Source organism: Curtobacterium sp. MCJR17_020 (genome assembly GCF_003234365.2).
GTDB lineage: Bacteria > Actinomycetota > Actinomycetes > Actinomycetales > Microbacteriaceae > Curtobacterium.
In genome coordinates, this window is record NZ_CP126260.1 from 2,864,626 (window position 1) to 2,877,412 (window position 12,787).

The following is a 12,787-nucleotide window of genomic DNA, read 5'->3' on the forward strand; positions in this document are numbered from 1 at the left end:
TACCGGAACGATCGTTACAGACGTGTTTCGGTGACCCGGGCGTTCGCGGTCACGGGAGCAGCGACGAGCTGCCCCTCGACGGCGGTGACGCCGGACGCGGTGGACGCCACCACGCGCCCGCGCAGCCAGGTCTCAGTGACGCGGCCACGGGCCTCCAGGCCGGCGAACGCGGAGACCGGGTTGCGGTGTGCGAGGCCGGCCACGTCGATGACCGCCGTGGCGGACGGGTCGAACACGGCGAAGTGGGCGAGCGCGCCGGGGGCGATGACCCCGCGGTCGGTGCAGCCGACGAGTGCTGCCGGACCGGTCGTGAACAGCGGCAGCAGTGCCTCGAGCGGGACGCCGCGGCGGAGGGCCTCGGTCCAGACGGCCCGGAAGCCGACCTGCAGGCCGGCGATCCCGCCCCAGGCGAGTCCCCAGTCGTCGACCTTGAGGTCGGCGGTCGACGGCGAGTGGTCGGACACGATCATGTCGATCGTGCCGTCGAGCACGCCGGCCCACAGGGCGTCGCGGTTCGCGTCGTCACGGATCGGCGGGCAGCACTTGTACTCGGTCGCGCCGTCCGGGATGGACCCCGCTTCGAACGACAGGTAGTGCGGGCAGGTCTCGACCGTGATCCGGACGCCGTCGTCCTTCGCGGCGCGGATCATCGGGATCGCTCCGGCGTCGGACAGGTGCAGGATGTGGACCCGCGCGCCGGTGGCCCGTGCGCCGTCGATGACCCGCGCGATGGCGGACCGCTCGGCGTCGACCGGGCGGGTGGCGAGGAAGTCCTCGTAGTGCCCGCCGAGCGCGGCGTGGTCGACCAGGAACTCGGGGTCCTCGGCGTGCACGATGAGCAGGGCGTCGATCCGGGCGACCTCCTCGATCGCGGCGCGCAGTTGGTCGGCGTCGAGGTGCGGGAACTCGTCGACCCCGGACGGCGCGGTGAAGCACTTGAACCCGAAGACGCCCGCGTCGTGCAGTGCGCCGAGCGAGCCGGCGTTGTCGGGGACCGCCCCGCCCCAGAACCCGACGTCGACGGCGACCCGCCCCTCGGCACTCGCGCGCTTCACGGCGAGCGCCTCGACCGTCGTCGTCGCGGGGATCGAGTTGAGCGGCATGTCGATGATGGTCGTGACCCCGCCGAGTGCGGCGGCCCGGGTCGCGGACGCGAACCCCTCCCACTCGGTGCGTCCGGGTTCGTTGACGTGCACGTGGGTGTCGACGAGGCCGGGCAGCAGGACCTGGTCGTCCGGCACGGTGCGGTCGTCGAGCGCCCGGACCACGGCGTCGACCGGCAGGACGGTGTCGACGCGGCCGTCGCGCACGACGACCGCAGCGGGGCGGAAGGCTCCGTCGATCCAGGCCCGGTCCGCGCGCAGGACGAGGTCCGCGACGCTGTCGGTGTCGACGTCGGTGCGGGACTCGGTGGCCCCGTCGGCCGGGAGGCCCGTCATGCGCCCGCCCCGACCGTCGCGGCCGCCGCTGGCTGGCGTTCGAAGCCCGCCAGCAGACCCGACATCGCCTTCGTCGGCGGGGTGGCGTACTCGCCGTGCTTCCCCGTCGAGAGCCCGAGCCGCACGAGCGACTCGGCGAGCACGGTCGCCACGGCGACGCCGTCGACGACCGGTGCCCCGATCGCCCGCGAGACCTCGGCGCAGAAGTCCGCCATCCCCGCGCAGCCGAGCACGACCGCGTCGGCTCCGCCGGCGATGACGGCCCGGCACTCCTCGATCACCAGGGCGCGTGCGCCCGAAGCGGGGTCGTCGAGCTCGAGCACCGCGACCTCGCACGCCCGGATCTCGGTGACGAGCGACGCGAAGCCGTAGCGCTCGGCGAGCTCGTGGGCCCTGCCGGTCGTCCGCGCCAGGGTCGTCACGACGCCGAACCGGCGCCCGAGCATCGCCGCCGCGTGGAAGCCCGCCTCGGCGATCCCGATGACCGGCCCGGAGGCGAGCTCCCGCGCGGCGTCGAGGCCCGGGTCACCGAAGCAGGCGACGACGTAGGCGTCCACGCCGTCCTGCTCCCCGAGCTCGATCTGCTCGAGGAGCCCCGGCACCGCGAGCGCCTCTTCGTAGTGGCTCTCGATCGACGCCGGGCCCATCGTGGGGTTCACCGCCTCGACGATGGTGCCCGGGCCGGCGACCGCGGTGGCGGCGACGCCGATCGAGCGGGTCATCGAGGCGGTGGTGTTCGGGTTGACGACGCGGATGCGCATCGGGGTCCTTCCGGTGGCGCGGGTGGTGCGGGCGGTAAGGGTGTCGCTGGTGGTGCGGGGGCGTCTCAGGCTCGTCCGACGGCGGCGCCGTCGTCGACCGTCGGGTCGTCCGAGGCGAGTTCCGGCATGCTCGGCCGGACCCGCTCGAGGCCCCAGAAGACCACGAGTCCCAGGCCGCAGCCGATGAACCAGCTGTAGTTGTTCAGCCCCGGCAGGATCCCGAGCGCGGGCGGCAGCACCGCACTGGCGACCGAGACCACCCCGGTGACGACGAGGGTGCCGATGGCGTTCGGGTTGAAGCCGCCGCGGTACCAGTACCGGGCCGAGGTGTCCTTCGTGTACATGTCATCGACGGCGATGCGCTGCTTCCCGACGATGTAGTACCCGGCGATCAGGATGCCGAACAGCGGGCCGATGAGGGCGCCGAGCACCCCGAGCGTGTACAGGATGGCCTGGTCGTTGCCGTACCAGATCCACGGGGTCAGCAGCACGGAGCCGACCGCGGCGATCATGCCGCCGGCTCGCCACGAGATCCTGCGCGGAGCGACGTTCGAGAAGTCGAACGCGGGGCTGATGAAGTTCGCGACGATGTTGATGCCGACCGTCGCCGTGACGAAGGTCAGGCCGCCGAGCAGGATCGCGAACGGAGCGCCGATCGCCTGCACGGTCTCGATCGGGTCGGTGATGAGCTTGCCGAACACCGGCACGGTCGCGCTGGCGCACAGCACGGTGAGCACCGAGAAGAACAGGAAGTTGATCGGCAGACCCCAGAAGTTGCCCCGCTTGACCGCCGCGAAGGACTTGCCGTAGCGCGAGAAGTCACCGAAGTTGAGCATCGGGCCGGAGAAGTAGCTGACCACCAGGGCGACCGCGGAGAGCATGACCGGGATCGACGCGCCGAAGGACAGCGGCTCCCCCACCGACAGCGTGAACGAGATGTTGCCGATGCCGGCCTGGCTGACGAGGTAGATCGCCAGCGCGATCATCACGACGTACACCGCCGGGCCCGCCCAGTCGATGAACTTCTTGATGGCCTCCATGCCCATCCAGAACAGGGCCCCCTGCGCCACCCACAGGATCGCGTACGAGATCCACCCGAGCGCCGACAGCCCCAGGAACGAGTGGTCGAGCAGGCCGGCCGAGGCGGGGATGAACTTCAGGAAGATGATGTTGAGCGACTGCGCGGCGAGGAACGTCTGCACGCCGTACCAGGCCATCGCGATCAGCCCGCGGATGATCGCGGGCACGTTCGCCCCGAGCACCCCGAACACCGCACGGTTGATGACCGGGTAGGGCACGCCGGTGCGCTGCGACGGCTTGGCGACGAGGTTGGCGAAGACCTGCACGATCAGGATGCCGACCACCAGGGCGATGAGCACCTGCCAGCTCGCGATGCCCAGTGCGAAGAGCGACCCGGCGGTGACGTAGCCGCCGACCGAGTGCACGTCGGACATCCAGAAGGCGAAGAAGTTGTAGCTCGTCCAGCTCTGCTTGCGCAGCGGGGCGAGGTCCTCGTTCGTGAGCGCCGGGTCGTACCCGGGCTTGACGACGCCGGCACCAGCGGGTGCGGCGGTCGTGGTGGGGGCGTGGGGCGCTGCGACGGGTGTCACGAGATCGCTAGCCATGGCGTCCTCCGAGGGAGTGGGGTGGGGAGGCGGTGATCGCCTCCACCACAGAAGCTAGGGAGCCTCTTCGCGCCCGCCGTTTCCCTCGTGTAACGGTCGTGTGTCGTGGGTGCCGTCCTGAAACGCTCGTTCCCACTCGCGGAACCTGCACAGGCGTGTGCAGGAAGATGCGTCCATGCCTGACACCGTCCGTTACGTCGCGATCGGCGACAGCTTCTCGGAGGGCATCGGCGACGCCGGTGCCGTACCGTTCCCCGGCTGGACCGGCCGACTCGCGAGCGGCATGGCCCGCGCGCACGACGCGGACGTCCGGTACGCCAACCTCGCCGTGCGTGGGCGCCTGCTCGCCGGGGTCCTCGGAGAGCAGCTCGACGCGGCTCTCGCACTCGACCCCACCCCGACGCTCATCACCTTCTGCGCCGGCGGCAACGACCTGCTCCGGCCACGGTTCGACGCCCACGCCCTCATCGCCCCGCTCGAAGCGGCGGTCGCCACGGTCCTGGGCCGCGGGGTCCGGCTGGCGCTGCTGAGCCCCGCTGACCCGAGCGCCCGGCTCCCCCTCGGACGCCTCATCAACGCGCGCGGCGACGCCTGGGCGGACGCCCTCGCCGACCTCGCCGACCGGTACGACCTGCCCTTCGTCGACGTGTCCCGTGATCCACACCTGCGCCGTGCCGAGTTCTGGTCCGACGACCGACTGCACATGAACGCGACCGGCCACCAACGCGTCGCCGACCTCGCCCTGCACGCGATCGAGGACGGACCGGCACCGATCGAGCCGGCGTCCGAACAGACCGGTCGCACGCGGCTCTCCGAGGAACTCCGTTACTACCGCGAGCACGTCCTGCCGTGGGTGCAGCGTCGTGTGACCCGACGGTCCTCGGGCGACGGACGCTCGGCAACCTACCCGGCGTGGACCCCCGTCGACTGATCACGCACGATCGCGGCGGTTCTCCGCACGCGTCCCGCGCTCCGCTTGTCCTCCCCCGCGCGCAGCCGTTCTACTCGGGTGATCCACGTCCGAGCCGAACTCAGGGGAGACGGCACCATGCACACTGCGCCACGCCCATCCGGCACCACCGCGACACGTCCTGCGACCGTCACCACCCCGACGGGCACCCCCAGCACCGCACACGGCATCGACCACATCGGCCTCACCGTGCCCGACATCGACCAGGCCACCGACTTCTTCGTCCTGGGACTCGACGCCGTCCCCCTGTACGACCGGTTCCTCCGGAGCGAACCGCTCCGCGGCGAACCCGACGTCCAGCGCCGCCTCGGCATCCCGAAGACCATGGCCCAGGGGGCGCTGCGGATGCTCGCGCTGCCGAACGGTCCGGGACTCGAGCTGTTCGAGTACCACGGTCCCGACCAGCGGACAGCAGCTCGGGCCAGCGACATCGGTTGGCAGCACGTGGCGTTCTACGTCGACGACATCGACCACGCGCTGTCGCACATCGAGACGGCGGGCGGCCAGCGGTACGCCGACCCGCGGGACCTGGGCGGCAACGAGAGCGGGTTCGGCAACCGGTTCGTGTACGTCGGAACGCCGTGGGGGTCCACGATCGAGTTGATCACCTACCCGAGTCGGCAGTCGTACGAGGACCACGCCCCGCGACCGAAGTGGCGGGTCTGACCGTTCAGTGCGCCGGGGCCGTCGCGATGTACGTCCGCGTCGGCCCGCCCGTCAGGGCGTGCGGGAACTCGACCCCGTCCGCCCGGAACCCGCCGGCTTCGTAGAGCCGCAGCGCCCGCTCGTTGCCGGCGAGTGCGTGCAGGACCACCGCGGGGTGTCCCGCCGCCGACGCCGCGTCGACCGACGCGGCCAGGAGTGTGCGGCCAACACCCCGCGCCTGCACGTCCGGGCGGACGGCGAGCAGCGACAGGTAGGCGGCGTCGGACGGGTCGGTCGGACGCCCGGACCCCGGCGCCGTCACGAGCGCGAAGCCGTCGATCGCACCGGCCGCTCCGGCAGCGACGAGCAGTGCGACGCGCGGTACGGCGAACTTCGACGCCGCGCGGGCTCGCACCGCGTCGGACTCCGGAACGCCGTCCCGTGCCGCGACCGCTGCGACCCACAGGTCGACGCAGGCCGACACCTCGTCCGGAGCCGCTGGACGCACGGACACGGACGGTTCGATCACCCGGTCAGCCTACGACCGCGCTGCTGCCGATCCTGAACGACGCCCCACGGTGCTCGTCGGGCAACCGGTCACCGCGGCCGTGCAGCTTGTGCCGCAGCGAACCGGGCTCGTAGCCGGTCGGGTAGGCCCCACGGGCCCGGAGTTCGGGGATCACGAACTCGATGACGTCCTCCCACGTGCCCGGGGTCACCGCGTACGCCAGGTTGAACCCGTCGACGTCGGTGAGTTCCTGGATCTCCTGCAGTCGGTCGGCGATGGTCGCGCCCCCGCCGACGGCGACCGGCCCGAGCCCGCCGATCGCGGTGTGCCGGGCGAGGTCGCGGATCGTCCACGAGCTGCCGTCCTCACCGGTCGCCGCCGCGATGTTGGCGGCCGCCGACTGGATCGCGTTCGACTCGACGTCGCCGAGCGGCTCGTCGAGGTCCCACTGCGACAGGTCGACGCCCATCCAGCCGGAGTTGAGCACCAGCGCACCGAGCTCCGACGCGTACGACAGGTAGTCCTCGTACTTCGCCTGGGCCAGCTCGTCGGTGGCGTCCGTGATCACGGTGAGCAGTGTGTAGACGCGAGCGGCGTAGCGGTCGCGACCAGCTGCCTCCAGGGCGTCACGGACCTTCGCGACGGTCGACGCGAGCTGCTCGACGGTCGGTGCGCCCACGAAGACGGCTTCGGCGTTCTCCGCTGCGAAGCGGATGCCGCGCGGCGACGCGCCCGCCTGGTAGATGACGGGCGAGCGCTGCACCGACGGCTCGGACAGGTGGATGCCCGGCACGTCGAAGTGCGTGCCGTGGTGCTCGATCGGGTGCACCTTCGCCGGGTCCGTGAAGACCCCGGACTCGCGGTCGGCGACGACCGCGTCGTCCTCCCACGAGCCCTCCCACAGCTTGTAGAGGACCTCGAGGTACTCGTCGGCCACGTCGTAGCGGTCGTCGTGCGACAGCTGGTCGGTCTGGCCCATGTTCCGCGCAGCGCTCGGCAGGTAGCCGGTGACGACGTTCCAACCGACGCGCCCCTTGGTCAGGTGGTCGAGCGTGGAGATCCGCCGGGCGAACGGGTACGGGTGCTCGTACGCGGTCCCCGCCGTGATCCCGAAGCCGAGGTGCTCGGTCACCGACGCCATCGCCGACACCAGCAGGATCGGGTCGTTCACCGGCACCTGCGAGCCGGTGCGGAGTGCGGCCTCGTTCGAGTCGCCGTACACGTCGTACGTGCCCAGCACGTCGGCGATGAAGATGCCGTCGAACGCCCCACCTTCGAGCGTCTTCGCCAGGTCCGTCCAGTACGTCAGGTCGCGGTAGTCCCGCGATCGGTCGCGCGGGTGCCGCCACAGCCCGGAGGACTGGTGCGCGACGCAGTTCATGTCGAACGCGTTGAAGCGGATCTGCCGGGGCTCGCTGCTGCTGGTCACGATTGGCGACGCTACGTGCGACGACTGCGTTCGTCGTGCATCGTGACGAAGCGTGACGGCCGCAGCTCAGGCGCGGTCGTGGAGCGTGACCTGGTAGCCGTCCGGGTCGGCGAAGGTGAACGTCCGACCGAACGGGCCGTCGATCGGTGCCGACACGATCGTGTGGCCGTCGGCGGCCAGAGCGTCGTGGATGGCCTGCACGTCGGTCGCGTGCAGCCAGATCGCCGCCCCGATACCCGGCTGCGACACCGCGTCGAGGTCGGTGCCGGGGACGACGTCCCGCAGCGCGAACGCGATCGGCGTCGTCTCGAAGACGACGGCGTGCGGCGGGCCGGCCTGCGAGCGGACGAGGCCGAGGTACCGCTCGTAGAACGCCTGGGACGCGGTCAGGTCGCGGGTCTGCAGGGAGATGAAGTCGGGGCCGGTGACGGGCATGTGGAGCTCCTTCGTGTCGTGTCAGTCTTCTGACACAGAGCAACCTATGTCAGACTCCTGACATGAGTCAAGACGGAATCGACCTCGAGACGTCCCTCGGGTACCTGCTCAAGGAAGCCGCGAGCGCCCTCCGCGCCGCGATGGAGGCAGTGCTGCGCCCGCTCGGCATGACGATGACGCACTACTCGTGCCTCGAACTCCTGGCGCAGCGGCCCGGTCTGTCGAACTCCGAGCTCGCACGCGGCGCGTTCGTCACGCGGCAGTCGATGAACGTGTTGCTGCAGGCCCTGGAACGGGACGGCTTCGTGACACGGGCCACCGAGGCACCGGTCGGCAAAGCGCTCCCGACGCGGTTGACAGCGAGCGGCCGCGCGAGCCTCGAGCGTGCGAGTGCGGCGGTCCGTGGTGTCGAGGTCCGGATGCTCGAGGGGTTGTCGGGTGAGCAGCAGGTGGCGGCGCGGGGCGCCCTGCGCAGCATGGTGCGCTCCCTCCGTGGAACCGCCGACGACGAGGTCGGCTCGGTCTGACCACGCGGTACCCTGCCACTGACATTGACGTATTTCATGAGGGGAACCGTTCATGCACGAGGACTTCACCAGCCTGTACCTGTCGAGCCTCTGGCTCAGCGTCGCGATGCTCGCCGGTGGTTTCGCGCGGACCCGGAACCGATCGGCGTGGACCTGGTTCCTCCTGACGCTGCTGTTCGGCCCGCTCGCGGTGCTGCTGCTCGTCACGTGGCCGGCGCGCCCGCCCGGCCGGACCGACCCCGCGCGGAACGATGCGTCCGCATCGGCACCGGACACGGGCGGTTCCGAGGAGTAGCCCTGACGCAGAAGCGCGCAGGACCAGATCCTCTCAGGGAAGGGCGGACACCATGGCGCTGAAGGACGACGCCGTCGCCGACGTCGGCGGGGACCGACGACTGCGGACCGCGCTGTTGATCGTCGGCATCGTGGCGGTCCTCGTCGGTGTCGCCGCGCTCGTGCTCCCGCACGCGACGCTGTTCGCGGTCGCGTGGGTGTTCGGCATCTACCTGCTGGTGTCCGGCTTGTCGATGGTCGTCCGTGCGTTCGCCCGCCGGATCGGCACGGGCCGCCGCATCGGCTTGGTCGTCCTCGGGGCGCTGATCGTCGCCGGGGGCATCGTGGCGCTCGTCGCCCCGCCAGTCGGGGTGCGGTGGATCGCGTTCGTGATCGGCTTCGCCTGGCTGGTCGAGGGCATCACCCTGCTCTACGCCCCGACACCGACGAACCGTGCCCTGACGATCGGTGCCGCGGTGCTCAGCATCGTCATCGGCGTGCTCGTCATCAACTTGCCGTCCATCGGGGCAGCGCTGGCCGTCGTCGCCATCGCCGGCTTCCTGATCCTGTTCGGCATCGTGCAGATCGCCCTCGGGGTCACCGTCGGACGCGCTGACCGATCCGCCACGACCGCCGGACGAGCGGCCTGACCGCAGCTCCTGCGCAGGGGTCCGTCACCCATCGAAGAAGACGTCGGCAGCGTCCATCGGGGCGAACTGCACTTCGAAGTCGCGTTCGTTGGGGATCCACACGTCCCGCCACAGGTCGTCGTGGTCACGTCCGAGCCGGCGGTCGCGGGCCATGCCGCGACGAGCGGCGGTGTCGAGGTCCACGTCGCACCAGACCGCCACGTCGATGTGCGGCATCGCGTCGGGGTGGAAGAGGCCGATGAGGTCGACGACCACGACGTCCGTCGTCGGCAGTGGCTCCGCGGGACCGAGCGCCCGGACCGACCAGTCGAACCGCTGGAACGTGCTCGCTCGCCCCGTCCGGTGCGGTTCGAGGACGGACGACATCAGACGCTCCCGATCGACACCGTCCCAGTCGGCCGACCGCCGGTGGGACCGCTCCGGATCGAGGAAGTCGTCTCCACGGATCCGCACCGCGCCCGGCACGTTGCCGGCCAGACTGCGCGCCAGCGTGGACTTCCCGGAGCCGCAGTACCCCGAGATGCCGACGACGATGGGGTGCCCGGCCGAGGCGCGGCGTGCCGCCACGAGGTCGATGACACCGTGCTGATCCATCGGACCAGCGTACGAGCCGATCACCAGCACGGGATCCGCGCCGACGACTCCTAGGCTCGACGGGTGGACGTCACACTGCGGAACAGCATCCCCGAGGACATCGAGTGGCTCGTCGAGCTGCGTGCGCAGGTCCTCCGTGCCGACCTGGAGCGTCTCGGCCGCTTCGACGCGGTCCGGGTCCGCGGGCGGATGCGTGATGCCTTCGCGCCCGAGCACACCCGGGTCGTCGTGGTCGACGGGTGTGATCGCGGCTCGATCACCGTGCGTCCGGACGCCGACACCCGGTGGATCGAGCACTTCTACCTCGCGCCGGACGTCCAGGGCCGAGGCGTGGGCTCGGTGGTGCTCCGGAGCGTCCTCGACGAACCACACGCCGGACCCGCGCGACTCAACGTCCTGCAGGGCAGCGCCGCGCGCCGGCTCTACGAACGGCACGGTTTCGTCGTCGACACCGAGGACGACGTCGACGTCTTCATGACGCATCGTCCCGTCTGAGCGGGACGAGTACCGCCCCTGAGCAGGGCCTACAGCACCTTGGCGTACCAACGGTCGGAGTACGGGTCGTCGTTGAACGGCGCGACCTGCACGAACCCGAGCCGCTCGTAGAGGGCACAGGCCTCGGCGAGCTCAGCCCGGGTGTCGAGCCGCAGCGACGTGATCCCGCGCGTCCGGCTGACCTCCTCGACGTGTCGCAGGAGCGCCGATCCGACACCCCGACCGCGGCGCTCCGGCAGCGTGAAGACCTTCGTCAGCTCACCGACGGCACCCACGAAACGCACGCCGGCACACGCGACCACCGCTCCTCCGTCCGAGGCGACGACGAACAGCCCGGAATCCCCTTGCAGGTCGTCGAAGGGCTCGTCGAGCATCGCGCGGTCGACCTCGGCCGACGTCGCCACCCGCCCGTACCACCGCGACGCGACCTCGGTCAGGTAGGCCCGCACGATCGCGTCGGCCCGGCCTGCGCCGGGTCGCTCCGTCTCGAAGATCATCGCGCCCCTTGAACAGGCATACCATCCAAGCCTTTTTGGGCCCGGTCGGCGACCAGCTGCGGACGGGAGGCGCGTGGCGGGCCCGCCACGGGCCTCCTGGCCGTCACGTGGTCGCGATCGCGAGCCGCACCCGGCTCAGCGGGACGCCGTCGCCTCACGCGCGGCGGCTTCCGCCGCGACCCAGGCGAGCATGCCGCACTTGACCCGCATGACGAACTTCGAGACGCCGTGGAAGGCGATGAGGTCCTCGAGGACGTCCTCGTCGGGCTCGCCGACGCCGCGGGAGCGCATCATCGTGCGGAACTCGTCGGTCAGTGCGAGGAGCTCCGGGACCGTGCGGCCCACGGCCATGTCGGTGAGGACCGATGCCGACGCCATCGAGATCGAGCAGCCGTCGCCCTGCCAGGCGAGACCGGCGATGCGGTCGGTGCCCGGGTCGAGACGGATGCGGACGGTGATCTCGTCGCCGCACGTGGGGTTGCGCTCGAAGTGCGAGGCGTCGGCGTCGGGCAGGTCGCCGTCGCCGTGCCGGGCCTTGGCGTGGTCGAGGATGACCTGCTGGTACAGGCTGTCGAGGGAGTTCATGCGGTCGCTCCGAAGTAGCCGCGGACCTCGCCGACGGCCGCGATGAACCGGTCCACGTCGTGCTCGGTCGTGTAGACGTAGGTGCTCGCGCGGCTGGTGGCGACCAGGCCGAGTCGGCGGTGCAGGGGTTGGGCGCAGTGGTGCCCCGAGCGGACGGCGATGCCCTGCGCGTCGAGGTACTGCGAGACGTCGTGTGCGTGCACGCCGTCGACGTCGAACGACACCAGGCCCGATCGCGGGACGCCGACCGGTGGACCGACCACGCGGATGCCGGGAACGGCAGCCAGGCCGTCGAGCATGCGCCGGGCCAGGTGCTCCTCGTGCGCGCGGACACGCTCCATGCCGATGCCCTGCAGGTAGCGGACGGCCTCGGCAAGGGCGACGGCCTGCGACACGGGCTGCGTGCCGGCCTCGAACCGCTCGGGCGCCGGCATGAACTCCGACGCCTGCATGGTCACGGTGGTGATCATGGACCCGCCGGTGCGGAACGGGGGCAACGCGTTCAACAGCTCGCTGCGGCCCCAGAGGACGCCGATGCCGTTCGGGCCGAGCATCTTGTGCCCGGAGAACGCGGCGAAGTCGACGCCGAGCTCCTGCACGTCGAGCGGCCGGTGCGGCGCGGACTGGCAGGCGTCGAGGACGACCAGTGCGCCACGGGCGTGGGCGAGACCGACGATCTGCTCGACAGGGGCGACCATGCCGGTGACGTTCGAGACGTGCGCGAACGCGACCACCTTGGTGCGGTCGGTGATCAGGGCCGCGGCGTCCTCTGCGGTCCAGGTGCCGTCGTCGGCGACCGGGACCCAGCGGAGGGTCGCACCCGTCAGCGCGGCGAGTTCCTGCCACGGCACCAGGTTCGCGTGGTGCTCGGCCTCGGTGACCAGGATCTCGTCGCCCGGTCCGATGCGGAAGCGAGCGGCGTCGACCCCGCCGCGGCCACGGCTGGCGTTCGCGATGCCGTAGGCGACGAGGTTGAGGGCGTCGGTGGCGTTCGCGGTCCAGACGACCTCGCTCGGACCGGCAGCGCCGATGAAGTCGGCGACGGTGGAACGGGCGTCCTCGTAGGCATCAGTGCTCAGGGCCGCGAGCGTGTGCGCGCCGCGGTGCACGGCGGCGTTGTCGTGCTCGAGGAACCGGCGCTCGGCGTCGAGGACCTGGGTCGGGCGTTCCGCCGTCGCCCCGGAGTCCAGGTACGCCAACGGTTGCCCGTTCACGTCCTGCGCGAGGATCGGGAAGTCCGACTTGATCGTCTCGACCTCGGCCTCGGTGAGCGGCTGGTTCGGCGCCACGACTGTCACGTCTCGTCCTCCTGGTGTTGCTGTCCGGAGCAACCCGTCAATGGTGGCCGTTGTTC

At 71.1% G+C, this 12,787-nt stretch carries 16 protein-coding genes; 6 read left to right on the forward strand and 10 right to left on the reverse strand.

From position 1 onward, the window contains the following. Nucleotides 1-14: 14 nt before the first annotated feature. The 3 genes from allB to DEJ14_RS13555 form a co-directional block, all read right to left on the reverse strand. Entirely contained in the window at nt 15-1,439 is a 1,425-nt protein-coding gene (gene allB, locus DEJ14_RS13545) for an allantoinase AllB (protein WP_111084377.1), read from the reverse strand. Continuing rightward, entirely contained in the window at nt 1,436-2,200 is a 765-nt protein-coding gene (locus DEJ14_RS13550) for an aspartate/glutamate racemase family protein (protein ID WP_111084378.1), read from the reverse strand. The genes allB and DEJ14_RS13550 overlap by 4 nt, the downstream gene beginning before the upstream one ends. A 65-nt stretch (nt 2,201-2,265) precedes the next feature. Next, nucleotides 2,266-3,825, reverse strand: coding sequence for an NCS1 family nucleobase:cation symporter-1 (locus DEJ14_RS13555; RefSeq protein WP_111084379.1), 1,560 nt, complete (start codon nt 3,823-3,825; stop codon nt 2,266-2,268). 175 nt (nt 3,826-4,000) lie between these two features. Between DEJ14_RS13555 and DEJ14_RS13560 the strand changes: the two genes are divergently transcribed. Further along, a complete protein-coding gene (locus DEJ14_RS13560; RefSeq protein WP_111084380.1) occupies nt 4,001-4,756 on the forward strand; it encodes an SGNH/GDSL hydrolase family protein in 756 nt (251 codons plus the stop codon). A 117-nt stretch (nt 4,757-4,873) separates the two neighbouring features. Further along, nucleotides 4,874-5,461: a VOC family protein gene (locus DEJ14_RS13565; RefSeq protein WP_111084486.1), complete on the forward strand. Its 588-nt coding sequence runs from the start codon at nt 4,874-4,876 to the stop codon at nt 5,459-5,461. A gap of 4 nt (nt 5,462-5,465) precedes the next feature. Here DEJ14_RS13565 and DEJ14_RS13570 read toward each other — a convergent pair whose 3' ends face one another. The 3 genes from DEJ14_RS13570 to DEJ14_RS13580 form a co-directional block, all read right to left on the reverse strand. After that, nucleotides 5,466-5,969: a GNAT family N-acetyltransferase gene (locus DEJ14_RS13570; protein WP_111084381.1), complete on the reverse strand. Its 504-nt coding sequence runs from the start codon at nt 5,967-5,969 to the stop codon at nt 5,466-5,468. Between the two features lie 4 nt (nt 5,970-5,973). After that, the gene (locus DEJ14_RS13575; RefSeq protein ID WP_220036386.1) at nt 5,974-7,377 is read right to left on the reverse strand and encodes an LLM class flavin-dependent oxidoreductase; all 1,404 of its coding nucleotides are present in this window, start codon (nt 7,375-7,377) and stop codon (nt 5,974-5,976) included. A 66-nt stretch (nt 7,378-7,443) separates the two neighbouring features. Continuing rightward, complete coding sequence (locus tag DEJ14_RS13580) at nt 7,444-7,812, reverse strand: VOC family protein (RefSeq protein ID WP_111084382.1); 369 nt, start codon at nt 7,810-7,812, stop codon at nt 7,444-7,446. 62 nt (nt 7,813-7,874) lie between these two features. Between DEJ14_RS13580 and DEJ14_RS13585 the strand changes: the two genes are divergently transcribed. From DEJ14_RS13585 to DEJ14_RS13595, 3 genes are read left to right on the forward strand one after another with little or no spacing between them, the layout of a single operon-like run. Next, a complete protein-coding gene (locus DEJ14_RS13585; RefSeq protein ID WP_111084383.1) occupies nt 7,875-8,339 on the forward strand; it encodes a MarR family winged helix-turn-helix transcriptional regulator in 465 nt (154 codons plus the stop codon). Nucleotides 8,340-8,391: 52 nt separating this feature from the next. After that, nucleotides 8,392-8,634 carry a hypothetical protein gene (locus DEJ14_RS13590; RefSeq protein ID WP_111084384.1) on the forward strand — a complete coding sequence of 81 codons (243 nt, stop codon included), beginning with the start codon at nt 8,392-8,394 and terminating at the stop codon, nt 8,632-8,634. A gap of 52 nt (nt 8,635-8,686) precedes the next feature. Continuing rightward, nucleotides 8,687-9,262: an HdeD family acid-resistance protein gene (locus DEJ14_RS13595; RefSeq protein ID WP_181437429.1), complete on the forward strand. Its 576-nt coding sequence runs from the start codon at nt 8,687-8,689 to the stop codon at nt 9,260-9,262. 24 nt (nt 9,263-9,286) lie between these two features. Here DEJ14_RS13595 and DEJ14_RS13600 read toward each other — a convergent pair whose 3' ends face one another. Next, entirely contained in the window at nt 9,287-9,856 is a 570-nt protein-coding gene (locus DEJ14_RS13600) for a uridine kinase family protein (protein ID WP_111084488.1), read from the reverse strand. Nucleotides 9,857-9,919: 63 nt separating this feature from the next. Between DEJ14_RS13600 and DEJ14_RS13605 the strand changes: the two genes are divergently transcribed. Beyond that, entirely contained in the window at nt 9,920-10,351 is a 432-nt protein-coding gene (locus DEJ14_RS13605; RefSeq protein ID WP_181437430.1) for a GNAT family N-acetyltransferase, read from the forward strand. Nucleotides 10,352-10,380: 29 nt separating this feature from the next. On the opposite strand, the gene DEJ14_RS13610 is transcribed toward DEJ14_RS13605, so the two are convergent. From DEJ14_RS13610 to DEJ14_RS13620, 3 genes are all read right to left on the reverse strand, one after another. Beyond that, the gene (locus tag DEJ14_RS13610) at nt 10,381-10,848 is read right to left on the reverse strand and encodes a GNAT family N-acetyltransferase (protein WP_111084386.1); all 468 of its coding nucleotides are present in this window, start codon (nt 10,846-10,848) and stop codon (nt 10,381-10,383) included. 135 nt (nt 10,849-10,983) lie between these two features. Continuing rightward, on the reverse strand, nt 10,984-11,433 hold the full coding sequence (gene sufU / locus DEJ14_RS13615) for a Fe-S cluster assembly sulfur transfer protein SufU (protein WP_111084387.1): 450 nt from the start codon (nt 11,431-11,433) through the stop codon (nt 10,984-10,986). Further along, complete coding sequence (locus tag DEJ14_RS13620; RefSeq protein WP_111084388.1) at nt 11,430-12,722, reverse strand: aminotransferase class V-fold PLP-dependent enzyme; 1,293 nt, start codon at nt 12,720-12,722, stop codon at nt 11,430-11,432. The genes sufU and DEJ14_RS13620 overlap by 4 nt, the downstream gene beginning before the upstream one ends. Between the last annotated feature and the right edge of the window lie 65 nt (nt 12,723-12,787).

Bases quoted from the DNA above. Each gene is read 5' to 3' on its own strand.
- DEJ14_RS13600 (WP_111084488.1), bottom strand. From the start codon at position 9,856: ATGGATCAGCACGGTGTCATCGACCTCGTGGCGGCACGCCGCGCCTCG.
- DEJ14_RS13565 (WP_111084486.1), top strand. From the start codon at position 4,874: ATGCACACTGCGCCACGCCCATCCGGCACCACCGCGACACGTCCTGCG.
- DEJ14_RS13580 (WP_111084382.1), bottom strand. From the start codon at position 7,812: ATGCCCGTCACCGGCCCCGACTTCATCTCCCTGCAGACCCGCGACCTG.
- allB (WP_111084377.1), bottom strand. From the start codon at position 1,439: ATGACGGGCCTCCCGGCCGACGGGGCCACCGAGTCCCGCACCGACGTC.
- DEJ14_RS13555 (WP_111084379.1), bottom strand. From the start codon at position 3,825: ATGGCTAGCGATCTCGTGACACCCGTCGCAGCGCCCCACGCCCCCACC.
- sufU (WP_111084387.1), bottom strand. From the start codon at position 11,433: ATGAACTCCCTCGACAGCCTGTACCAGCAGGTCATCCTCGACCACGCC.
- DEJ14_RS13610 (WP_111084386.1), bottom strand. From the start codon at position 10,848: ATGATCTTCGAGACGGAGCGACCCGGCGCAGGCCGGGCCGACGCGATC.
- DEJ14_RS13560 (WP_111084380.1), top strand. From the start codon at position 4,001: ATGCCTGACACCGTCCGTTACGTCGCGATCGGCGACAGCTTCTCGGAG.
- DEJ14_RS13585 (WP_111084383.1), top strand. From the start codon at position 7,875: ATGAGTCAAGACGGAATCGACCTCGAGACGTCCCTCGGGTACCTGCTC.
- DEJ14_RS13550 (WP_111084378.1), bottom strand. From the start codon at position 2,200: ATGCGCATCCGCGTCGTCAACCCGAACACCACCGCCTCGATGACCCGC.
- DEJ14_RS13590 (WP_111084384.1), top strand. From the start codon at position 8,392: ATGCACGAGGACTTCACCAGCCTGTACCTGTCGAGCCTCTGGCTCAGC.
- DEJ14_RS13595 (WP_181437429.1), top strand. From the start codon at position 8,687: ATGGCGCTGAAGGACGACGCCGTCGCCGACGTCGGCGGGGACCGACGA.